Origin of the sequence: Dermacoccus sp. NHGro5 (assembly GCF_017565385.1) — a bacterium.
Lineage (GTDB): Bacteria > Actinomycetota > Actinomycetes > Actinomycetales > Dermatophilaceae > Dermacoccus > Dermacoccus nishinomiyaensis.
Map to the genome: position 1 here is coordinate 32,918 of NZ_JAGEKQ010000012.1, position 20,928 is coordinate 53,845.

The following is a 20,928-nucleotide window of genomic DNA, read 5'->3' on the forward strand; positions in this document are numbered from 1 at the left end:
TTCGGGATGCGGCCCGGGAATGAGCGAGGCCGGGGCCCGCGTTGACGAGTGCGTGAGTGATTTCGACGCCGCCCAGAACACCGACCTGCGATCCCCTGACGAGACCTCCCACTCGGCCGGCTCCTTCGCGAAGAAGGCAGCCGACATTCCGCTGTCGATCCTCGACCTCGCGCAGGTCGGCAGCCATGAGAGCGTCGGCGACGCGATCCGCAGCAGCGTTGAGCTCGCGCAGCGGGCTGAGGCGACGGGTCGCTTCGAGCGCATCTGGTTCGCGGAGCACCACAACATGAAGCACATCGCGTCGGCGGCGACGTCGGTGCTGCTCGCGCATGTCGCGTCGCAGACGCAGACGATCCGCGTCGGCTCCGGCGGCGTCATGCTGCCGAACCACTCGCCGCTGACGATCGCCGAGCAGTTCGGCACGCTCGCCGAGCTGCACCCCGGCCGTATCGACCTTGGTCTCGGACGCGCGCCCGGCACGGATCAGCGCACCTGGCAGGCGCTGCGACGTGACCCGCACGCGAGCGACCGCTTCCCGCAGGACGTCGTCGAGCTGCAGGGACTGCTCTCCGACACGAGCCCGCTCGCGGGCATCGAGGCGATCCCCGGCAAGGGCACGAACGTGCCGCTCTACATCCTCGGCTCGAGCATGTTCGGCGCGAAGCTCGCTGCGGCACTGGGCCTTCCGTACGCGTTCGCGAGCCACTTCGCACCCGATCAGCTGCAGGCCGCCGTCTACGCCTACCGCTCGGAGTTCAAGCCGAGCGCCCAGCTCGACGCGCCGTACGTCATCGCCGCGCTCAACGTCGTCGCGGCCGACACCGACGACGAAGCGTCCGCGATGTACGAAAAGGTGCTGCGTTCGCGCGTCGAGATGATAGCGACACGCTTCGGCATGGCCGATCGCGACTTCACCGACGCCGAGCTCGAAATGCTGCTCGACTCGCCCGCCGGCCACCAGGCCAAGCACATGCTCACCTACACCGCGATCGGCGGCCCGGAGCGCATCGCCGCGTACCTCGAACAGTTCGCCGAGCACGCCATGGCCGACGAACTCATGATGACGAACTCCGCCCGCGGCCTCGACGCCCAGAAGCGCGCACTCGAGATCGTCGGCGGCATTCGCTGACGAACCCGCCCGGCGAGATCGGTGGCGGACAACGGCTCGGGCCCGACCTTCACGAGATGGCGGGTGACTCACAGGTAGGCGGGCAACTGGCCGCTTACCTGTGAGTTACCCGCCATCCTGAATGGCGACGCCGCGACGTCACCCGTTCAGGTCTGCGAACGCGCCTCGCTCCTGGGCCGCGAGGAGGTCGGCGTGGTCGCGCTCGACCTGGTCCGCACAGTCCTGCGCGTACGCGGCGAGGGCCTCGTCGAAATCCTTGGCACCCTTGAGGTAACCCCGAAGCGCTGACGGGTGGAGCGTGCGCGTGTGCCCGCGCGCGAGGATGACGGCGCAGACCTGGCCGAAGTCGTCGGGCATCTGCCCCGCGAGGTCGAGCGGATCGATCGAACCCTTCGCGTTGCGGAACTACCGCAACGGTGACGCGGTCAGGCGCCCCTCCTGCGTCGAAAGGACGTAGTCGACGGCATCACGCTGCTGTGGCTGCGACAGCGCTGAACGAGCGATATCGGTCGGGGCAACACGTTCGGCGTCGAACTGCGCCTGCGGTGTGAGTTCGGCTGCGTCGGCCGAGGGGTCGAGAGCGATGACCATGCCGTCATCTTCGCGCTGCCGCGCCACGGCCATCGGGCCTGACTCGGAACGCTTGACCTGACGACTCGATGCCCGCAGGGTCGCCGCGAATGGCCGCTATCGGTGGCAGATGCCAGGATGGCGAGCATGACTTCCGTCGTCTTCGTCTGCTGGGGAAACATCTGCCGCTCACCGATGGCCGAGCGCGTCGCCGCGAAGTATTTCGCCGAGCACGGGCTCGGTGACGTCGAGCTGACGAGCGCCGCCACGTCGCGCGAGGAGATCGGCAACCCCATCGACCCGCGCGCCGTCCGTGAACTCGAGAAGGCCGGGTACGACGCGTCGAACCACGCGGCGCACCAGATCACGCGCGACGAGATCGACGCCTGTGACCTCGTCGTCGCGATGGAGGACATCCACCTCGAGCGCATGCGCGACATCTACGGTGGCGAGCTGCCCGACCACGTCGTCCTACTCACCGACTACGACCCGCAGGCGAACCCCGGCGACGGCGTGCCCGACCCCTGGTACGGCGGCCAGGACGGCTTCGTCACGACCCTCGCGACGATGGAACGCGCCATGCCCGGCCTCGCCGACGCGGTTCGCACGATCAAGCAGAGCTGACGGCGCTCAGCGCACGAGGTCGGTCTGCACGAGCGGCCCGGTGGGGGTGCTGCCCGGCGTGCCCGACGACGTGCCGTCCAACGTCGCGATGACGCGGCGGGCGTACGTCGGGTCACTCATCGCCTCGACGAGCAGCTCCTGCCACCCGAAGTCGGTCGAGCTCGCCGTCGCCTCGTCAAGACCACCGATGAGCAGCGCGCCGGTGGCGCGACGCTTCGTGCCGACGACACGCTGCTCCATCCCGACGGTAAGCCCGCCCGGCGGCTGCCGGCCTCGAAACCTGTCGCGACGTCACCGCTCGCGGGCTGCCATTGGAGGTGACGACGCATGACGTCGGCGTCGGCGTCGGCGATCGAGCCGGCGGCGCCGCGATCGTAGAGACGGACGAGGTCGTGGGCGCTCGCGCGTGTGCCGTTGCCCTGGGCCCGCACGCGCAGCCGCTTGAGCGCCGGCGCGTGGGCGCCGTCAGCCGGGTAGTACCAGCGCTCCCAGTCGCGCAGGGTGACGCGCGCGTCAGGATCGAGTCGGCCGCGGCTCACGGCCTCCGCATGCGTGGCGAGGTGGAGCGCCTTGATCGCCGACGCCGACTGCTGCGGCGAGCGCGCCGACGGTGCACTCGTCAGGGCTGCGGTCATGGCGTCGCGGCGCGGGAGACCACGCGATGGTCATGTCACGCGAGCTGTTGCGCCGGGGACCTTTCGAGGCGCACGCTGGGTCGTACGAGTCAAGAGATCCATCGACGCAGGGAGACCACGATGTCATTCATGGACAAGATCAGGGCCAAGGCCACCGAACTCGGCCTCGACGAGAAGGCCGCGCTCGCCAAGGAGAAGGCCGCCGCGGCAGCCGACGCCAACCGTGACAAGATCGCCGGCGCCGTCGACAAGGCCGGCGCCACCGTCGATTCGAAGACGGGCGGCAAGTACAGCGACAAGATCAGCAAGGCTCAGGGCGCTGCGCTCAAGGGCGTCGACAAGGTTGCTGAGCAGGGCGCCGGGGCAGGCGCGGCAGCAGGTGCGGGCGCCGGCACGACGACGGGTTCGTTCGGCGAGACGGCCGTCGGCTCCGAGCGCGCCTACGACGCCGACCTCGCGGCCGGCGCACAGGACAGCGGTGAGACGGCGACGCAGCGCGCCGTCGGCCAGGACGGCATGTCGGCGGCTGATGACCAGTCGCGCGGTGAGAACCCGGTCGAGCGCGCCATCGGCGCCGACGCACCGTCGTCGTCGCTCGACCCGAACACGTCGTACCAGGGCGAGGGTCTCGAGTCGGCCGGCTCCGAGGGCGACTTCGGTGGCGAGCGCCGCGCCAACACGAACGGCGACGGCGAGACGCCGATGCGTCGCGGCGGAGACGCTCCGCAGAGCTGACGCGAGCGCGCGACGCCCGCGGTGGGCGGCACTGAGCGACATTCCCCAAGGTGGTGGTGCCGGGTCTCATGGCAACCTGGCCCCACCGCCCCACTCGGATCTGCCCGCGCCGTGGCAACGTCCGTCTGCCGAACGAATGCCCCTTTGGGGGGCACCGCCAACGGATGAAACCATGGCGGGCATGGACCCCCGGATCAGCCTCGCGCCGCACATGTGGGACGGCCAGCACGAGCTGCGGTGGTCGATCGAGCGCATTGCCGACGAAGCCCTCGACCGCGCGGGCGTCGAACTCGACCCGCGCGGCTACCTCATCGGCATCCCTGACGGCGACGATGCGCTGCCCGTCCTCGTCGAACCACAGCGCGACGCGTTCGACGTCACCCGCCTCGAGAATTTGCACCCGCACTTCACGTCGCTGTTCGAGGAGCGTCGCGCGCGCATGTGCCCGTCGCGCACCGACGATGAGTCGACGGCGACCTGGCACCCCGACCACTACCTCGCCGCTCTGCGCGAGGGGTGCCGCCGAGACGTGATGCGCGAGGCCCTGACGCGTGCGGCGACGTTCGCCGACCGCGTCGTCCACGTCGGCATCAGCATCGTCGTCGGCGATTACCGCGTCTTCCCGGTGCTGGCGGTGCTGCGCGACCCTGCGAGTGAAGTGCCGCGCCTACGCACGACGCTCGCTGACGGCCTCGGCGTGCCCGGCAACTTTCCCGAGGCCGTCATCGACGACGTGCTGCGCGCCGCGAGCCACGAACTCGACCGCGTCCACCCCGGTTCGCTCATCGGCCTCGACGCCGGCGCGGTGCTGCGTTCGGCAGCCGACACGTTCATCAACGGGTGCGCCTCACGCGCCGGGCAGAAGTTTCCGCACGGCCTGCGCGACGCGTGCGACGCCGTCAGCGCGCAGACGTACGAGGGCCGCGCGAGCCTCGGCTCCGTCGTCCTCGCCCCCCAGGGGCACCCCGACGTCGCGTGCGAGGTGACGTTCGAGCACGACGTGCCCGTCGGCGTGCCACGCTCGTTCCGCAAGGCCCTCGAGATGACGGGCCCCGGCTTCGAGCTGCTGTGCGACGGGCGCACCGTCTACGGCATCGGGCGCATGCTCGAGGGGTACGCCCCGGCGACGGAGGAGGTCTTCGAGATCAAGGTCGTCGGCAACGGCGCGTGGGAGCTGTGGCACGCCGACACGCCGTTCCTGCGCGTCGACAACGGCGAGCCGAGCCTGCCGCGCGACGTCATCGACGTCGAGACGTTCGCGCACGCCGTCAACCGCGTCTTCCCCGACGCGCTCAGCGAGCACGTCGACGCGCTGTGGGGCATGACGCAGGCCTGCGTCCGGCAGCAGCACGGCACGATGCTCGTCGTCCACCCCGACGCGCGCCGCGAGGGGGAACGCCTGCTGCCGCAGGCCTACACGATCGAGCCCACGCACCTGGGCGCGCACGCGTTCGATGCGCTGACGAAGATCGACGGCGCTGTCCTCGTCAGCCCTGACGGCAAGTGTCACGCCGTCGGCGTCATTCTCGACGGCGCAGCCACCGGCACCGGCGACATCTCACGCGGTGCTCGCTACAACTCCGCCATCCGGTACCTCGCCGGGCGAGGCAAGGGCTCGATGGTCATCATCGTCAGCGAGGACGGGCGCGTCGACATCCTGCCGCACGTGGCGCGGCGCGTGCGGCGCGCGTCGGTCGAACGCGCCGTCGCACAGCTCGTGCGAGCCGCCGACGGCACGACCGACTACGAGAAGTTCTCGCGCCTCGACTCGCGTGCCGCAGCGCTCGAGTTCTACTTCGACGCCGAGCAGTGCGAGGCCGTCAACGAGGCCCGCGAGAGCGTCGAACAGCAGCGCTGGGCCGAGGAGCGTGTGCGCATGCAGGTCGTGCCCATCACGCCGCATCCGGCCATGGACGACTCGTACTTCATCTCACCGGGAGCCGAAGGGCCCCCGGCCCCGCCGAACTGAGCGTGCCGGCCCGCAGCGGCGTCCCCGTTAGGCTCGGGGACATGAACCTCGAGAAAGTCGTCTTCGGCTTCTTCGTGCTGCTGTCGGCCACGATGAACTTCGGTTTCTTCATCGGCGACATGGCCGAGCCGAAACTGCACAACATCAACGAGCTGTACGTCGCGATCTTCGTCAACCTCATCGCACTCGTGCTGAAGTTCGGCGACCGCACGCAGATCGGCGCCGTGCACCTCGCGACGTCGCTCGTCGCCGTCCTGCAGCTCGTCGCGGCGGCCGCGTACTACGTCCTGTCCGGCGGCTATCACAACAGCCCCGGGACGACGGCGAGCATCGTCAGCCTCTCCGGTGGCGCGCTGCTCGCGAACATCGTCTCGGTCGTCCTGCTCGTCTCGGAGACGATCTCCTACCGTCGCCGCTGAGCCATGAACAACCTGCTCGCCTTCCTCGTCCGACGCCCGACGCGGCACACTACTCGCGCGCGGCGCGCCGTGGAGATCCCCGACGAGGCGCCGTCGACGGACGCGATCTTCATCGTCATCCGACGCATGCGCGCGCCGCTGATCTTCATCATCACGGTGTTCGCGATCTCCGTGCTCGGCCTGACGCTCGTGCCCGGCCGTGATGAGGGCGGCCACACGACGCACCTGAGCGCGTTCGAGGCGTTCTACTTCATCTCCTACACCGCCTCGACGATCGGGTTCGGCGAGATCTACCCGTTCACGACGCCGCAACGCATGTGGGTGACGGTGTGCATCTTCATGACGGTCGTCGGATGGGCGTACGCGATCGGAACGCTGCTGTCATTGCTGCAGTCGGCCAGTTTTCAGCACGCGCTCGCGATGCAGCGCTTCCGCACGAAGGTCCAGCGCATCCGTGAGCCGTTTCTCATCGTCTGCGGGTACGGCCAGGCGGGGCGTCAGGTCTGTCGCGAACTCGACTTCCAGGGGCGCCGGTTCGTCGTCATCGACCGGCACGAAGGGCGCCTCGACCGCATCCTGACCGACGAGCTGCAGAGCGAGGTGCCCGCGCTCGAGGCGAACGCGAGCCTGCCCGCGGTGCTCGGCATGGCGGGCCTCGCCAACCAGCACTGCGACGGCGTGCTCGCCCTCACCGATGACGACACCGACAACCTCGCGATCGTCATGAACGCCACGGTGCTGCGCCCCGGCATGAGCGTCATCGCGCGCTGCACCGACGCGCGTGTCGAGGAAAGCATGCGCGACTTCGCCCCGAACGCCGTCATCAACCCGAGCGACCGCTACGGCGCCTACCTCGTGCTCGCGCTGCAACGGCCCGAGACGTACCGGCTCGTCACGTGGCTGATGGACCCGCGCGACCTGCCGCTGCCGCCGCGGTACGAACCAAAATCGGGCGGGACGTGGGTCGTCACCTCCGATGACGACTTCGGCGCCGAGGTGTCGAACGACCTGCATCGCGCCGGCATGCACGTCGTCATGGCCGACCCGGAAGAAGGCCACCCCGACGTCAGTGGCGCGAGCGGTTTCATCGCCGGCACGCGCAACGACACGACGAACCTCGCCCTCGCCGAGCACGCGAAGCTCGAGCGCAAGGACCTGTTCGTCGGCGTGCGCCAGCAGTCTGACGCGCGCGCGTCGATCATCACGGCGCTCGGCATCGACTCGGTGTTCACGCCCACCGAACTCGTCGCGCAGGAGAGCCTCGCGCGCGTCATCACGCCGCTGTTCTGGAGCTTCGTCGAATACGCGGTGACGCAGCCGGAAGAGTTCGCCGAGCGCCTCCTGACGAACCTGACGAACCGCTGCGGCGACGTCGCGAAGGACCGCGCGATCATCGATCTCTCCGCGGCCGGCTCGCCCGCGCTGCATCGCTGGCTGCTGCACGCCGAACTGACGATCGGACAGCTGCTCGCCAACCCCGACGACCGCGACTCGAAGCTCCCGCTCGTGGCGCTCATGCTCATCCGCAACGGTGAGCACATCTACGCACCCGACGACACGATGACGGTGACACCCGACGACCAGGTGCTCGTCGTCGGCCACCACTGGGGCCTCGAAGCACTCGTGCAGACACAGTTCAGCGACGCCTCCGCCGAATACATCGCCACCGGCGTGCAGGTGCCCGAGACGTGGGTGTGGCGGCGTCTGAACCGGTCGAAGCGGCGCAGTCGCTCGCGTCAGCCGGTGGGGTGACGGGGTTCGGGCTGGCCGTTCGGGGCTGACAGGCTCGGGGTCGCGTCGATCTACGCCCGAAGACGCGTCGGATGTGACGCGTTTCCGGGCAATCAGGCCGAGTGGTCGGGGGCCTCCCATTCGCGACGCAGCAGCGAGTAGAGGCAGGCGTCGACGAACGCGCCGTCGATGACGCCGTCATCGACGAAGTAGCCCTCTCGCCGGAAACGCAGCTTCTCGAGCACGCGGCCTGATGCGACGTTGCCGGCGAAGACGTCGGCCTGCACGCGGTGGACGTCAGGGAGGCTGAACGCGTGGTCGACGAGTGCACGCACCACCTCCGTGCCGATCCCCTGGCCGGCGACGGCATCGTCGAGTGCGTAGTGGATGCGCGCGACGAGATGCGGTGTCGGAGCTTCGTCCTTCGTCCAGGCGCGGGTGATCGCGAATCCGCAGTCACCGATCACGTGCCCCTCCCGTTCGACGACGAACTGGACCTCGGATCGTTCGTCGCTCGGCTTCGTCATGCGTTCGATGCGCCGCTGGAACTTCTCCCGAAGCTGCGCTGCGGCGAGGCCGCCGTGGCTGAGCCAGCGGTAGACGTTCGGGCGGGTGCGGTAGGTGACGACCGCGTCCATGTCGTCATCCGTCATGACGCGCAGGACGGTGCGCCCGGTGACGAGCGGGTGCCTCGGCGCTGCCGACGGAAGGGTGGTGCGGCGCTGTTCGCGGGGTTCGGTCACCGTCCTGTTGTACCGCGAGACGCCCGCCCGCTCTGCCGGGCCCCAGCCCGTGGGATCGGCTCTGGCGTGCCGCCCGTCGGCGGTGGCTGGCGAACGTCGACGAAAATCGCAGATGTGTACGGGGTGGGCGCCCTCGTGTGGTGGGGCAGGCGCGAAGACGCATGATGCGCGGGCCGTCGACGAGGGCTGACGCTAGGCTGACGGGCGAAACGAACCGCCACAGAAAGGCATCATCATGTCGCTTTCCGAGAAGCTGCTGCAGCCGTCCGTGCGTCCCGCCGTCGCGAAGGATCTCGCTGCCACGATCGACTCCGAGGTCTCCGGCAAGAAGGGCCTGAGCGGCGCCGCGATCAAGACGGCGTACGCGGGCGCGAAGAAGAAGGTCGACGTTGTGTCGGCGCTCAACGACAACCTCGACCAGATCGTCGCGATCTTCGACCCGTACTGGGACGCCTTCGGTGGCCAGGGCGACTTCGGCGCATACCTCAAGGGTCGCGGCGACGAGGTGAGCGCCGACATCCTCAAGATCGCCGATGCGCGCGCCAACTCGACGTCGCGCGACCAGATAGCGAAGGTCTACGGCACGTTCCGCGGCAAGGCCGCCGACATGATCAAGGACGCACTGCCCGCCATCGGCGCGACGCTGCAGAAGCACGCCGCCTGACCGGCCCGCTCGACGCTCCCGTATCTGACGGTGCGGGGGCGTTCGCGTCTCGGGCTTCGAGCGTGCCCCGTTCGAAATCACTGCGGTGTGGGCGGGCCTGGCACCGACGGCAGGCGGGCTCGAGACCGTAGAGCAGCAACTGTCTGACGGCGGGGATGCCCTCCCACCAACCGCCGGCGTCAACAGGCGCCACCGCTGCCACGTGCGCGTCATCGACGTCGGCGGCCTCACCGCTCAAGCGCGCGAGCACATCCGGACGCGCCTCGACCCGCCGCGCAGACCCGCACCGCTGACGATGCAGCGCGCGGCGAGAGCGTCGAGGGCCTCGTCGATGGTCGGGGCGACGACGGCGTCGTCGATGACGCTCTGCCGGATGAACCCGGCGTCCGCCAGACCCTGCACCGCGTCGAGCAGCGGGCGCCAGAACCCTTTTACGTCAAGGAAACCCACCGGCTTGTCGTGGTAACCGATGGTGCGCCACGTCCAGACCTCGAAGATCTCCTCGAGCGTGCCGAGGCCGCCGGGCAGCGTGAGAAAGGCGTCGGCGCGCGTGGCCATGCCGGCCTTGCGCGTGTGCATCGTGTCGACCTCGTGGAACTCCGTGAGGTCGTGCCGCCCCCATTCGCGCTCGACCATGAGCGACGGAATGAACCCGACGACCTCGCCCCCGGCGTCGAGCGCGCCCTGGCTCACCGCACCCATGAGGCCGCCGCCGCCCGCGCCGTACACGAGCGTGAGACCCCGTTCGGCGATGACTCGCCCCGCGTCGTACGCCGCGTCCATGAGCGCCGGGTCAGCGCCCGGCGTCGACCCACAGAACACGGCGACGCTGTGCATCGTTCCGGCGTTCGCGCCCGCTGAAGTCGACGACGCCGCGGTCGGCATCGCCGCGATGCGGCCCGATGTGGCGGCGCTCATCCCGTCGCCATGCACGGCGTCCGCGCCCCTCGCGTCGCCAGGGGCCGTCGAACCGCGGACGGGTTCGTTCGCGCGCTCGCCGTGGCCCTCTCTCGCGCCGGTTTCACTCATGCACTCACCCTAGAGCCGAGCGGTGACAGCGCACCCTGCCTGCTGGGCGAGCGTCCGAGTGGACTCCGCGCCCCGCGTCCTGACACCGTGACGGCGTGCCTTCCTCCCGCCCCATCGACGACCTGTTCACGTTCACCCTGCGCGCCGGAAGCATGTTGCTGCGCAACGGATCTCCGTCGGCCAACGTCACCCAGGCCATGCTGACGATCACCCGCGTCAACGGTTTCGCGACCACGACGGCGAACGTCACGATGGGTCAGATCACGCTCAGCTACACGCCCGCGGACGACGCGACACCCGTCACGCGCGTCCAGACCGTCGGCGCGGCCGGCCTCGACGTGCACGTGCTGACGGTGCTCGAACACATCGTCGAGGATGTCGTCACCTCACGCATCGACATCCGTGAAGCGCTGCGACGTCTCGAGGAGCTGGAGGCCGAACCGCCGCAGACGCGCACTCTCAAGACGCTCGGCACAGCGGCGATGGGCTTCGGGTTCGCGTGGCTGCTCGGCGGGTCGCTGGGCGTCTGCCTCATCGCGACGGTGTGCGCCGTCATCATCGACGTCGTCAGCGCCTGGCTCGCACGCGTGCAGCTGCCGTCGTACTACGGACGCGCGATCGCCGCCGGGCTCGCCGTCGCGACAGGTGCGGTGCTCGTCGCAGTGTTCCCGATCGGCTCGCCGGGCGTCATCATCACCGCCGCGCTCGTGACGCAGCTGGCCGGCAGCGCCTCCGTCAGCGCCATCCAGGACCTGTTGACGGGCTGGTACCTGACGGCCTGCGGGCGCCTCATCGAATCGACGATCCTGACGCTCGGGCTCGTCGTCGGCGCCATCGGCGCGGTGTACGGCGTGGCGTACGTCGGCGTACATCTCGACATCGAGAAGACCGGCAACGGCAACCCCGTCGCGTGGCAGACGACGCTCGCCGCCGCGCTCATCGCCATCGGATTCGCGCTGCTCAGCCACGCACGCTGGCGCCACCTGCCGCTGTTCGGGCTGCTCGGCGCCGCGGCGCGCGCCATCTACCTGCTGCTCAGCGCCGCCGGGATCTCCAACTTCACCGCGACGAGCGTCGCCGCGATGGGGCTCGGCATCGTCAGCGTCGTCATGGCACGCCCGACGCACCTGCCGACGTCCGGCGCCCTCGACGTCGCCATCTCGCCGCTCGTGCCGGGCATGGTGCTCTACAAGGGGTTCGCCGCGCTCGCCACGCACTCGGGTAGCGCCGGCGCGTACCTGTTCGAAGCGATGGCCGTCGCCCTCGCCATCGGCACCGGCGCCGTCCTCGGGCAGTTCATCGCGAGCCGCTCCCTGTGGAGCGCCCGCAGCGTCCAGTACAAGCACGCGTCGCAGCACGGCGACGCCGACCTCGACGACACCGAGTTCGCCGCCAAGGGCCTGTCGACACCCGACTTCCGCCGTCCGTTCATCGACCACGGCGGTGAAGCGCCTCGGGGGTGACGGGCTGGCCGCTGTTGCCTGCGAGTGACGAGTTGGGCGCCGCGGCCTGGGTGTGACGGTGGGGCGCCATGGCAGGGGGACGACGGGCTGGGCGTCGTCGGCTGCGCGGGCGGGTTGGTGAGGCGGCTGGAGGCGACCGGCCCGCACGATGGCGGATGACTCACAGGTAGGCGAGCAGCAATTCCCCTACCTGTGAGTTACCCGCCATCCGGGCGTTGCCCGCTGGTGCTGGTGCGTCAGGCGAGCATCTTCTCGAGGGTGTTGAGGTTGCGCGTGGTGGTCGTCGACTTCCAGCGCGGGCGGGCGAGCACCTTTGCGACGGGCGACGTGGTCGTGGCGCCCTTGAGGGTTCGCCAGTAGAGGTCGTCGCCGGCGGCCAGGACGTGTTCGTCGCAGGGGTTGGCGTCGATGGCGGCCTGAGCGTCGTCGTAGGCGGGCGCGCCCCCGAGCACGACGTAGCGGTGGTGGGCGTCGTCGGGCGTGAACGGCCAGGCGTCGACGATGTTCGCGAGCTCGTCCGCGTCACGCACGAGAACGTAGGCTTCGTAGCCGAACTCGTCGCTCAGGACACGCTCGGCGAGTGTCTTGAGGTCGTCGGCGGGGCCGTCGAACGCGAGACGGACGTTGCCCGTCGCGAGCCACGTCGTCACCTCGCGGGCACCCGCCTCCGTCAGCACTTCGCGCAAACGCGGCATGGGCACGCGCACGCCCCCGACGTTGATGCCGCGCAGGAACATGACGTAGGTGCTCACAGCTCGATCCTGCCACCCGACGTCGCGTTCGCCGCCGAAGCCGAGGGCTCGGGGTGAAGGCGGGCGAAAATCGCACATGTGGACAGGAATCGCCGTTGTGGACGCAGATCGCACATGTGGACGCCATTCGCCGATGGGGACAGGACTCGCAAGGATGGACGGAAGTGCTCAGGCGTCGTTGCGGTGAGCCTCGGTCGAGGTAACCGTCGTGTCGTCGGCATCGTCGGGGTCATCGGGGTCGTCGTGTTCGGCGAGCCCCTGCTCGGCGGCCTCGACGATCTCTTCGTCCGAGCCACCCGTGAAGCCGTGACGGGCGAACGCCGCGACGAGCACGATCGCTGCCACCGCGAGCGAGAACCACAGGTTCTGCGACTGGCCGTCGTCGAACGCCATCATGACGAGGATGAGCAGGATGAACGCGATCGTCGCGTACGTCAGCCACGGGAACAGCCACATGCGCACCCGCACCGTCGTGCCTGCCTCGTCCATCGCGCGGCGCGAGCGCAGCTGCGTGAACGAGATGCACAGATACACGAACAGTGCTGCGCATCCGGCCGTCGACAGCAGGTAGGCGAAGATCTTGTCGGGCAGCACGTAGTTGAGGGCGACGCAGAAGAAGCCGACGACGACGCTGGCGAGGATCGCCGCGACGGGCACGCCGCGCTTGTTCGTCCGCCCGAACGACTTCGGCGCGTCACCACGCTGGCCCAGGCTGAACGCCATGCGGCTCGCGGTGTAGAGCGCCGAGTTGAGGCAGCTCGCGACGGCCGTCAGGATCGCGAGGTCGAGGACGGTCGTCAGTCGGCCGAGCCCGATCGTCTCGAGCGTGTACTGGTACGAACCCTTGGACGCGAGGTCGGGGCTCGTCCAGTTGACGAGGCACACGACGACCATGATCGAACCCAGGTAGAAGATCGAGATGCGCCAGATGACGCTGTTGACGGCCTTGCGGATGCCGCCGACGGGGTTGTTGGACTCGGCCGCGGCGATCGTCACGATCTCGGTGCCGAGGTACGTCGTCGTGGTCGTAAGCATCGCGGCGAAGATGCCGCCGACGCCGCCACCGAAGAACCCGTGGTCGGTGAGGCCGTGCACGCCGGAGACGTCGCTCGTCGGCAGGATGCCGAGGATCGCCAGTACGCCGAGCGCGATGAACCCGATGATGATGACGACCTTGATGAGCGCGAACCAGAACTCGAACTCGCCGTAGTTGCCGACGCTGACGAGGTTCGTCGCCGTCAGGGTCGCCGTGATGAGGAACGCGAACACCCATTGCGGCCAGTCGATCCAGTTGTGCAGGATCGTCGCGCCGGCGGTCGCCTCGACGGGGATGATGAGCGCCCACGCCCACCAGTACAGCCAGCCGATCGAGAACCCGGCCCACTTGCCGAGCGCGCGGTCGGCGTAGACGCTGAACGAACCCGTATCCGGGTTGACGGTCGCCATCTCGCCGAGCATGCGCATGACGAGGACGACGACGAGACCGGCCGCCGCATAGCTGATGATGGCGCTCGGGCCGGCCAGCTGGATCGCGTTCGCCGAGCCGACGAACAGGCCGGCGCCGATGACGCCGGCGATCGAGATCATCGTGACGTGACGCGGTTTCAGCCCCGATTCGAGGGCGCCCAGTGGGGCGTCGTCGGTGGGCGGCTGGGCGGACGATTTCGACGGTTCGGGCGAGACGGGCGAGGCCTGTCTGTCGCCACCGGCTTGAGTCGACATGTCAACACCGTCCCCTGTTCGACGGGGGATTGCCACTCGGACGGTCGGCGAGTCCGGGATGTGACGCACGTCCGACCCGGGACGAGTGGGGTGAGAACGAGCGAATTGGTCGAACACGAGCGCTGTGCCGCTCGCATTCGAACATTTCGCTCGATGTCGCGGGCTGGCCCGCCAGGCGGATCGGCGAGCCGACCCGCTCGACGGCGTCAGTTCAGGCGATCGAGCCAGGTGCCGTCGCGCAGGTCGGTGATGGCGTCGACGACGTCGGTGGCGCCCGCGTCATGCATCTCGGCGGCGGAGAAACCTCCGGTGCGCAGCCCCATCGTCGACATGCCGGCCTTCTTCGCGGCCTCGACGTCCCACGTCGCGTCGCCGATGAGGACGCCCTTCGAGCCGCCGGCCTCCTTCAGCGCGACCTCGAGGATGTCGGGTTCGGGCTTGCTGTTGTCGGCGTCGTCGGAGGAGGTGACGGCGTCGAAGTCGTCGCGCGTCAGCCCGATCTTCTCGAGCGCGGCGTCGGTGAACTCTTCCTTGCCGCTGCTCGCGAGCGCCACCTTGTAGCCCTTGCTGCGCGCGGCGCGCACGGCGTCGGCGGCGCCGTCGAACCCGCGCACCTCGGGCAGGAGCTTCTCGTACTCCTCCTCCCACGCGTCGCGCAGGTCGTCGCCGTGCTTGCTCTCGACGTCGTCGCCGACGAGGCTCGGGACGAGCTGGTCGCCGCCCATGCCGATCGAGCGGTGCACGCGCCACAGCGGCGGATACAGGTCGAAGCGCGCGAACGCGCGCGCCCACGCGATGGCATGGTGGTACGTCGAGTCGATGAGGGTGCCGTCGACGTCGAACAGGACGGTGTCGACGGCCCCGGAAGCCTGCTGCGAATCGTCAGTCATCTCACCATCCTTGCCCGTTCGCGGCACCCGACGCAATGAACGCGGCGCCACCGCGACCGGCACCGCTCACCGCGTCTGACGGCCAGGTAGCGGCGCATCATTGCCCGAGAACGCGTCCAGTACGACGCGATTTCGGGCAATGATGCTGCGACGAGGGTGCGACGCCCGCGCACGCCGTCCGCAGGCGTCATCAGCGGGCGCGCCTACGATGGGGACATGATCGACCCGAGCCGTCACGCCGTGCTGTGGCTGCTCATCTCCTTCGTCCTCGCGACGGCCGCGACGCGCACCGCGACGCGCTACATCCGTCACCGCGCCGACCAGGCCGAGGCGTACCTCAAGGAAAACACCGAGCCGGGCATGTTCCGCAACATCGCCATCGCGGGCATCCACATCCACCATCAGGTGTGGGGCATCCTCATGCTGCTGTTCAGCGGCCTCATGCTCATCACGTACCTGCCCGAGCGCGGCCTGTGGCTCGACGTGCTCGCGGCAATCTTCGGCACGGGAGCCGCCCTCACCCTCGACGAGTTCGCGATGTGGCTGCACCTCGAAGACGTCTACTGGCAGGAGGAGGGACGCCAGTCGATCAGCGCCCTGCTCGTCGCCGTCGCCATCACCGCAGCCCTCGTCCTGGGCGCGAACCCGCTCGACATCGTCCCCGGCAGCGACGGAGTGCCCGGCGTCGTCGTCGCGGTGGGCATCGTCATCAACTTCGGGTTCGTCGTCCTGACGATCCTCAAGGGCAAGCTGCTGACGGGGTTGATCGGCGTGTTCGTGCCCGGTCTCGCCGTCGTGGGGGCCGTGCGCGTCGCGAAACCCGGATCGTGGTGGGCGGCCAAGCGATACAAGACGGGCGGGTGGCTCGATCGGCGCTCCCACGCGCGTTTCAACGACGCCTACGACGAACGCTGGAACGCCGTGCGCGACTTCATCGGCGGCCGCCCCTACCCGCGCGAACAGATGCGCGCGACGATGCGCTCACAGATGCAAGCCGCGCGCCAGCGCCGCCAGGAACTGCCGCTCGAGCGCGCGCAGGCCCGCGTCGCGCGTGAGATGCGCCGGCATGAGCGGCTGACGGCCGCGCAGGTGCGGCGATCGTCGACGCGGGCGCGCTCGAGACGTCGACGCTGACGCGGCAGGGCGACGCTCGACGCCCCACACGGTGCGGAGCTGCACCACGTGGGACGTTCGCGCCGACTAATTGCCCCCACTCGGCGCCGAGTGGGACGTCACGAGGTTCAGAACAGTTCCGCCCCGGGCCAGGTGCCTTGTTCGTTTCACTCGCGTACCGTCGAGCCCATGGACGAGACGGTGTTCACCTACGGCAGCCCCCAACTGAAGTTCGGCCCCGGAGCCATCGACGAGATCGCTTGGGACGCATCCAATCTCGGCGCGCGCCGCGTCGCAGTCGTGAGTGATCCGGGCGTCGCGGACGCAGGCATCACGCAACGCGTCGCCGACGTCCTGACGGGCGGTGACATCAGCGTCGACACCTTCACCGGCGCCCGCGTCGAGCCGAGCGACGCCTCGTTGCAGGAAGCCACCGACTGGGCCCGCAAGAACGGGCCGTGGGACGCGATCGTCGCCGTCGGGGGTGGCTCGAGCATCGACACAGCCAAGGCCATCGCCCTCATGACGACGAACGACGGCGACCTCGTCGACTACATCAACGCGCCCGTCGGTGGCGGCAAGAACCCGACGAAGCCGCTCGTGCCCGTCATCGCCGTGCCGACGACGACCGGCACGGGCAGCGAGTCGACGACGATCTGCGTCCTCGACGTGCTCGAAGCGAACGTCAAGACGGGCATCAGCCATGCGTCGCTGCGCCCGCGGCTCGCCGTCATCGACCCGCAATTGACGATGACGCAGCCCGCCGGCGTCACCGCGGCCGCGGGCATGGACATCCTCTGCCACGCCCTCGAGAGCTACACGGCCAAGCCGTACACCGAATTCGCCGCCAAGCGTGCCGAGCAGCGCGTGCCGTACTGCGGCGCCAACCCGATCAGCGACATGTGGTCGCGCGAAGCCGTGCGTCTGCTCGCGACGTCGTTCCGCACCGCCGTCGCGGACGGTGACGACGTGGACGCGCGCGGCGCGATGGCGCTCGCGGCGACGTTCGCGGGCATGGGGTTCGGCAACGCCGGCGTCCACGTGCCGCACGCCTGCGCCTACCCGATCGCCGGCATGGTGCGCGACTTCCGCCCCGACGGCTATGACGCCGACCACCCGATGGTGCCGCACGGCATGGCCGTCGCGATGACGGCGCCCGCCGCGTTCGCGCTGCTCTACCCCGCCGACCCGGGGCGTCACCACGAGATGGCCGCGTTGCTGGAACCGGACACCGCCGGCAGCGACCTCGGCCGCGATGCGCTGCCCGACGCCCTGCGTCGCCTCATGCGCGACATCGGCCTGCCCAACGGCCTTGTTGCACTGGGTTATTCGCACGGCGACCTGCCGCAGCTCGTCGACGGCGCGATGAAGCAGCAGCGCCTGCTCGCGACGGCGCCCGTCGACATCACCGAGACCGACGTCGAACGCGTGCTGCGAGACTCGATGACGCTCTGGTGACGACGCCCCTGCCGTGAGGTGGGCGCTATGGTGGGGCACGGCATCGCGGGACGTCGGCCGCTGCGGGGTGTTCACAGGTGGCCGGGCCTATAAGGCGCCCGCCCGTCCCCCTCTGCGATTCGCGCATCGATTCCGTCGTCACGCCGGGCCCCTGGCATGACGCCGCCCTCGTCCGGCTCGCCGGTTCTGACGACGAGCGTCCGATGGGCTTTCCGGCTCAGTACGCCGAGCGCATCGCGAAGATCGGCGACAAGCCCCTGCGCAGACGGGTGAGGCCCGGTCGCCCGCGTGACGACGGCAGGACGCCGCAGCCCGTCAGCGTCCGGCGACCGTCACAGGTGATGCGCCCAGACGATCGGTCCCGACCGCGAGCGCACTGGCGCCTGACCCGCGACCGACGACGCCGGCAGCGACGCCGGCGTCAGCGTCAACGTCCGAGCTGCAGCGCGATCATCGGCGCGAGGGTGCGGACGACGTCGCGCGGCGGCATGGAGGCGATCGGCTCGATGCCGATGAGGTAGCGCGCGAACACGAGCCCGGAGATGACGGTTCCGACGCCCGCAGCACGGCGGGAGGCGTCGGCGCCTCCGATGTGATCGCGCACGTGCGTCAGCAGCTCGGCGGTGATGAACTCGCTGAACAACCCGCGGATGGCGGGATCGCCGAGCACACCTTCGACCGTCTCCTGCAGCACCGGGCGCGAGCCCGCGCTCTCCCACACGGTGATGATGGCCATCAGGAATTCCTCGGCCACGCGCTGCGGGGGCTTGCCCCGGGCACGGCTGAACACGGACTCGACGGCGAACGTCGGGCTGAACTGCAGCGCCATCGCCTCGGCGAACAGCAGCGGCTTCGTCCCGAAGTGATAATTCACCAACGAGTGGTCCACACCGGCCTCCCGGGCGATCGACCGGGCTGACGTGCCGCGGTATCCGGAGGCCAAGAACTGTGCTCTGGCCGCCTCCAACAGGCGTTCTCGGGCATCACTACCACCCTTGGGACGCCCCCGCGAAGAATTCACCACGGTGGCATCATCGCATCAGGGCGGGCCATGCTGGGGTCAATCGCACGACATCGCAGAGCGGCCACGAGCCACGCGCCCAGGCACCGCTCCCCGGCATCAGGAGCCGTCATGACCGAACCCACGCCGCCCATGCGCGACAAGCACCACACGCACGCGGACCTCGACGCGGCCCGCGCCGAGGAGGCACACGGGCGCACCGAGGCGCCCGCGACGACCGGCACGACGCAGAACGGCGTCGAGGCCGACGGCGCCGAACGCGTCGAGGAACCCGAGAAGAAGCAGCCGCCGCTGCTCGTCTTCGTCCTCGCGCTGCCCGTCGTCCTCGGCCTCATGCTGCTCGCGTTCGCGACGCCGGCCGTGCACTCCGGCGCGAAGGATCTACCCCTCGCCGTCAGCGGCCCGCAGCAGGTGACGTCGAAGATCACCTCGACGCTCGAGAAGGAGAAGCCGGGCGCGTTCGACGTCAAGACCTACTCGGCGCCCGAGCAGGGCGCCGACGCCGTCAAGAACCGCGACGCCATCGGCGGCATCGCCGTGACGCCGCAGGGCGCCGCCATCCAGACGGCCGCCGGCGCGGGCTCGCCGTACTCCGCGCTCCTCAAGGGCGTCGGGGCGGGCCTCGAGAAGCAGGGCCAGAAGGTGACCTACCAGGAGCTCGCTCCGCTCCCGGCGAAGGACCCGATGGGCACCGCCATGACGAGCGCCGGACTGCCGCTGATCTTCGGTGGCATGGCGACGTCCGCCGCACTGTTCTTCACCTTCCGCGGCTCGTTCGGTCGACGTGCGCTCGGCGTCGTCGGCGTCGCGACACTCGGCGGCCTGCTCGCCGCGTGGATGCTCACGTCCTGGCTCGACGCCGTCGACTGCTCGTTCTGGAAGCTCGCGCTCGCCTTCGGCCTCGGCATCGCGGCCATCGGTTTCACCGTTCTCGGACTCGCGAAGAACCTCGGCCCGGCCGGCTTCGGGCTCGGTGCCGTCGCGATGCTGTTCATCTCCAACCCGATCTCGGGCCTCGCGACCGGCCCGCAGTGGCTGCCGCACCCCTGGGGCACGATCGGGCAGTTCCTGCCCGTCGGTGCGGCCGGCACCGCGCTGCGATCAGTCGCCTACTTCGACGGGCGGGGGGCGTCTCAGGCCTGGATCGTCCTGCTCTGCTGGGCCTTCGGCGGGTTCGTCCTGCTGTCGCTCGGCAAGTGGCGCAAGACAGCGCACTGACGGCCAGCCCGGGCGCGACGAGCGACGCGGCATCATCCGGGCGCCGATCCATCATGGCTGGCTCGGCGCCCGCGCCATGTCGTGGCGGGCCTGTCGCGCACCGGGCGAATCGGGCACAGGCGAGTCGGGCGCGGGCATTGCGCAGAACACGGCGGTGCAGGAGTACGTGAGTCGGGCACGGGGCGCTCGGGCGGGGCGAATCGGGCGCAGCCTTGTCATGCACCCGCTTCCGGCCGTCGGCGGGACGGATCGTCGCAGCCAGCACATGTCGGAATAGTTGAACATTCAACGGTATTGACACCCGTATGAAGATCGACATCTGGAGCGACATCGTCTGCCCGTTCTGCGTCATCGGCAAGCGTCACCTCGAGCTGGCGCTCGAGAACTTCGAGCACGCGGACGACGTCGAGATCGTCTGGCACAGCTACGAACTCGACCCGAGCATAGAGCGTGAGCCCGGCCGCACGCTCGTCGACACGATTGCGACGAAGTACGGCATCAGCGCCGAGCAGTCGGCGGTGAGCCAGCGGGACGTCGCAGCGCGCGCGGCCGCCGTCGGCCTGACGTTCAACTGGCAGGACGCGAAGTACGGCAACACGTTCGACGCGCACCGCCTCATCCATCTCGCAGCGCATCACGGACTCGCGACCGCGGCGGAGACGCGCCTCATGCACGCGTACTTCACAGAGGGCGTCTCGATCGGCGACGTCGACGAACTGCAGCGTCTCGGCGAGGAGATCGGGTTGCCCGCCGACGACGTCCGCCGCGTCCTGGCCGGTGACGAGTTCACTCAGGACGTGCGCGCCGACGAAGCGGCGGCGCGTCAGATCGGCATCACCGGTGTGCCGTTCTTCGTCCTCGACGAGCACCTCGCCGTCTCCGGTGCGCAGCCCGTCGAGACGTTCGAGCGCGCCCTGACGCAGGCCTGGCAGGGTCGTACGGCCACCTCGGACGCCGGCAGGGCCTCAGGCACTCATGGCCAAGCCGGCACCTGCGACGCTGACCACTGCGCCATCTGACCGAGGGCCCGTACCCATCTGCGA

At 69.5% G+C, this 20,928-nt stretch carries 20 protein-coding genes and 1 pseudogene; 12 read left to right on the forward strand and 9 right to left on the reverse strand.

What is annotated here, in order from left to right; all coding sequences use genetic code 11:
* Window positions 1-19 precede the first annotated feature (19 nt).
* Complete coding sequence (locus tag J4Z35_RS06430) at window positions 20-1,129, forward strand: LLM class flavin-dependent oxidoreductase (protein ID WP_243754904.1); 1,110 nt, start codon at window positions 20-22, stop codon at window positions 1,127-1,129.
* Between the two features lie 138 nt (window positions 1,130-1,267).
* Here the strand turns inward: J4Z35_RS06430 and J4Z35_RS06435 are convergent.
* A pseudogene (locus tag J4Z35_RS06435) lies at window positions 1,268-1,522 on the reverse strand (DUF2252 family protein); the annotation flags it as partial.
* A 12-nt stretch (window positions 1,523-1,534) separates the two neighbouring features.
* On the reverse strand, window positions 1,535-1,720 hold the full coding sequence (locus J4Z35_RS06440) for a hypothetical protein (RefSeq protein ID WP_143181245.1): 186 nt from the start codon (window positions 1,718-1,720) through the stop codon (window positions 1,535-1,537).
* 126 nt (window positions 1,721-1,846) lie between these two features.
* Here J4Z35_RS06440 and J4Z35_RS06445 point away from each other — a divergent pair, with 126 nt between their 5' ends.
* Complete coding sequence (locus J4Z35_RS06445) at window positions 1,847-2,323, forward strand: low molecular weight protein-tyrosine-phosphatase (protein ID WP_006945043.1); 477 nt, start codon at window positions 1,847-1,849, stop codon at window positions 2,321-2,323.
* 6 nt (window positions 2,324-2,329) lie between these two features.
* On the opposite strand, the gene J4Z35_RS06450 is transcribed toward J4Z35_RS06445, so the two are convergent.
* Entirely contained in the window at window positions 2,330-2,563 is a 234-nt protein-coding gene (locus J4Z35_RS06450; RefSeq protein WP_074040488.1) for a hypothetical protein, read from the reverse strand.
* Window positions 2,564-3,087: 524 nt separating this feature from the next.
* Here J4Z35_RS06450 and J4Z35_RS14445 point away from each other — a divergent pair.
* The 4 genes from J4Z35_RS14445 to J4Z35_RS06470 all read left to right on the forward strand — a co-directional run bounded on the left by J4Z35_RS14445 (window position 3,088) and on the right by J4Z35_RS06470 (window position 7,833).
* Window positions 3,088-3,693, forward strand: a complete 606-nt coding sequence (locus tag J4Z35_RS14445; protein ID WP_074040489.1) for an antitoxin — start codon at window positions 3,088-3,090, stop codon at window positions 3,691-3,693.
* Between the two features lie 181 nt (window positions 3,694-3,874).
* The gene (locus J4Z35_RS06460) at window positions 3,875-5,662 is read left to right on the forward strand and encodes a DNA integrity scanning protein DisA nucleotide-binding domain protein (protein ID WP_074040490.1); all 1,788 of its coding nucleotides are present in this window, start codon (window positions 3,875-3,877) and stop codon (window positions 5,660-5,662) included.
* 41 nt (window positions 5,663-5,703) lie between these two features.
* Window positions 5,704-6,081: a DUF6394 family protein gene (locus J4Z35_RS06465; protein WP_038569849.1), complete on the forward strand. Its 378-nt coding sequence runs from the start codon at window positions 5,704-5,706 to the stop codon at window positions 6,079-6,081.
* Window positions 6,082-6,084: 3 nt separating this feature from the next.
* Complete coding sequence (locus J4Z35_RS06470; protein ID WP_074040491.1) at window positions 6,085-7,833, forward strand: NAD-binding protein; 1,749 nt, start codon at window positions 6,085-6,087, stop codon at window positions 7,831-7,833.
* A gap of 92 nt (window positions 7,834-7,925) precedes the next feature.
* On the opposite strand, the gene J4Z35_RS06475 is transcribed toward J4Z35_RS06470, so the two are convergent.
* The gene (locus tag J4Z35_RS06475; RefSeq protein WP_074040492.1) at window positions 7,926-8,555 is read right to left on the reverse strand and encodes a GNAT family protein; all 630 of its coding nucleotides are present in this window, start codon (window positions 8,553-8,555) and stop codon (window positions 7,926-7,928) included.
* A gap of 235 nt (window positions 8,556-8,790) precedes the next feature.
* On the opposite strand from J4Z35_RS06475, the gene J4Z35_RS06480 reads away from it, so the two are divergent.
* Window positions 8,791-9,219: a hypothetical protein gene (locus tag J4Z35_RS06480; RefSeq protein ID WP_038569853.1), complete on the forward strand. Its 429-nt coding sequence runs from the start codon at window positions 8,791-8,793 to the stop codon at window positions 9,217-9,219.
* A gap of 234 nt (window positions 9,220-9,453) precedes the next feature.
* On the opposite strand, the gene J4Z35_RS06485 is transcribed toward J4Z35_RS06480, so the two are convergent.
* Window positions 9,454-10,248: a TIGR00730 family Rossman fold protein gene (locus tag J4Z35_RS06485; protein WP_243754905.1), complete on the reverse strand. Its 795-nt coding sequence runs from the start codon at window positions 10,246-10,248 to the stop codon at window positions 9,454-9,456.
* Between the two features lie 95 nt (window positions 10,249-10,343).
* Between J4Z35_RS06485 and J4Z35_RS06490 the strand changes: the two genes are divergently transcribed.
* The gene (locus J4Z35_RS06490) at window positions 10,344-11,711 is read left to right on the forward strand and encodes a threonine/serine exporter family protein (protein ID WP_074040493.1); all 1,368 of its coding nucleotides are present in this window, start codon (window positions 10,344-10,346) and stop codon (window positions 11,709-11,711) included.
* 236 nt (window positions 11,712-11,947) lie between these two features.
* Here the strand turns inward: J4Z35_RS06490 and J4Z35_RS06495 are convergent, their stop codons facing one another.
* The 3 genes from J4Z35_RS06495 to J4Z35_RS06505 form a co-directional block, all read right to left on the reverse strand.
* On the reverse strand, window positions 11,948-12,463 hold the full coding sequence (locus J4Z35_RS06495) for a DUF1697 domain-containing protein (RefSeq protein ID WP_040014596.1): 516 nt from the start codon (window positions 12,461-12,463) through the stop codon (window positions 11,948-11,950).
* Window positions 12,464-12,631: 168 nt separating this feature from the next.
* Window positions 12,632-14,185 (reverse strand): amino acid permease, encoded by a 1,554-nt coding sequence (locus J4Z35_RS06500; RefSeq protein ID WP_074040494.1) that lies wholly within the window; start codon window positions 14,183-14,185, stop codon window positions 12,632-12,634.
* Window positions 14,186-14,391: 206 nt separating this feature from the next.
* Window positions 14,392-15,075, reverse strand: coding sequence for an HAD family hydrolase (locus J4Z35_RS06505; RefSeq protein ID WP_074040495.1), 684 nt, complete (start codon window positions 15,073-15,075; stop codon window positions 14,392-14,394).
* A 216-nt stretch (window positions 15,076-15,291) separates the two neighbouring features.
* On the opposite strand from J4Z35_RS06505, the gene J4Z35_RS06510 reads away from it, so the two are divergent.
* Window positions 15,292-16,209 (forward strand): hypothetical protein, encoded by a 918-nt coding sequence (locus tag J4Z35_RS06510; RefSeq protein ID WP_143181246.1) that lies wholly within the window; start codon window positions 15,292-15,294, stop codon window positions 16,207-16,209.
* 168 nt (window positions 16,210-16,377) lie between these two features.
* Complete coding sequence (locus J4Z35_RS06515; RefSeq protein WP_074040497.1) at window positions 16,378-17,646, forward strand: hydroxyacid-oxoacid transhydrogenase; 1,269 nt, start codon at window positions 16,378-16,380, stop codon at window positions 17,644-17,646.
* Window positions 17,647-18,073: 427 nt separating this feature from the next.
* On the opposite strand, the gene J4Z35_RS14710 is transcribed toward J4Z35_RS06515, so the two are convergent.
* Window positions 18,074-18,670: a TetR family transcriptional regulator gene (locus tag J4Z35_RS14710; protein WP_074040498.1), complete on the reverse strand. Its 597-nt coding sequence runs from the start codon at window positions 18,668-18,670 to the stop codon at window positions 18,074-18,076.
* Between the two features lie 108 nt (window positions 18,671-18,778).
* On the opposite strand from J4Z35_RS14710, the gene J4Z35_RS06525 reads away from it, so the two are divergent.
* The gene (locus tag J4Z35_RS06525; RefSeq protein ID WP_208065450.1) at window positions 18,779-19,885 is read left to right on the forward strand and encodes an ABC transporter permease; all 1,107 of its coding nucleotides are present in this window, start codon (window positions 18,779-18,781) and stop codon (window positions 19,883-19,885) included.
* A gap of 305 nt (window positions 19,886-20,190) precedes the next feature.
* Complete coding sequence (locus J4Z35_RS06530; RefSeq protein WP_208065451.1) at window positions 20,191-20,904, forward strand: DsbA family oxidoreductase; 714 nt, start codon at window positions 20,191-20,193, stop codon at window positions 20,902-20,904.
* Window positions 20,905-20,928 lie beyond the last annotated feature (24 nt).

Bases quoted from the DNA above. Each gene is read 5' to 3' on its own strand.
- J4Z35_RS06450 (WP_074040488.1), bottom strand. From the start codon at position 2,563: ATGGAGCAGCGTGTCGTCGGCACGAAGCGTCGCGCCACCGGCGCGCTG.
- J4Z35_RS06525 (WP_208065450.1), top strand. From the start codon at position 18,779: ATGACCGAACCCACGCCGCCCATGCGCGACAAGCACCACACGCACGCG.
- J4Z35_RS06485 (WP_243754905.1), bottom strand. From the start codon at position 10,248: ATGAGTGAAACCGGCGCGAGAGAGGGCCACGGCGAGCGCGCGAACGAA.
- J4Z35_RS06440 (WP_143181245.1), bottom strand. From the start codon at position 1,720: ATGGTCATCGCTCTCGACCCCTCGGCCGACGCAGCCGAACTCACACCG.
- J4Z35_RS06530 (WP_208065451.1), top strand. From the start codon at position 20,191: ATGAAGATCGACATCTGGAGCGACATCGTCTGCCCGTTCTGCGTCATC.
- J4Z35_RS06510 (WP_143181246.1), top strand. From the start codon at position 15,292: ATGATCGACCCGAGCCGTCACGCCGTGCTGTGGCTGCTCATCTCCTTC.
- J4Z35_RS06505 (WP_074040495.1), bottom strand. From the start codon at position 15,075: ATGACTGACGATTCGCAGCAGGCTTCCGGGGCCGTCGACACCGTCCTG.
- J4Z35_RS06500 (WP_074040494.1), bottom strand. From the start codon at position 14,185: ATGTCGACTCAAGCCGGTGGCGACAGACAGGCCTCGCCCGTCTCGCCC.
- J4Z35_RS06465 (WP_038569849.1), top strand. From the start codon at position 5,704: ATGAACCTCGAGAAAGTCGTCTTCGGCTTCTTCGTGCTGCTGTCGGCC.
- J4Z35_RS06480 (WP_038569853.1), top strand. From the start codon at position 8,791: ATGTCGCTTTCCGAGAAGCTGCTGCAGCCGTCCGTGCGTCCCGCCGTC.
- J4Z35_RS06515 (WP_074040497.1), top strand. From the start codon at position 16,378: ATGGACGAGACGGTGTTCACCTACGGCAGCCCCCAACTGAAGTTCGGC.
- J4Z35_RS06430 (WP_243754904.1), top strand. From the start codon at position 20: ATGAGCGAGGCCGGGGCCCGCGTTGACGAGTGCGTGAGTGATTTCGAC.
- J4Z35_RS06470 (WP_074040491.1), top strand. From the start codon at position 6,085: ATGAACAACCTGCTCGCCTTCCTCGTCCGACGCCCGACGCGGCACACT.
- J4Z35_RS06460 (WP_074040490.1), top strand. From the start codon at position 3,875: ATGGACCCCCGGATCAGCCTCGCGCCGCACATGTGGGACGGCCAGCAC.
- J4Z35_RS14445 (WP_074040489.1), top strand. From the start codon at position 3,088: ATGGACAAGATCAGGGCCAAGGCCACCGAACTCGGCCTCGACGAGAAG.
- J4Z35_RS06445 (WP_006945043.1), top strand. From the start codon at position 1,847: ATGACTTCCGTCGTCTTCGTCTGCTGGGGAAACATCTGCCGCTCACCG.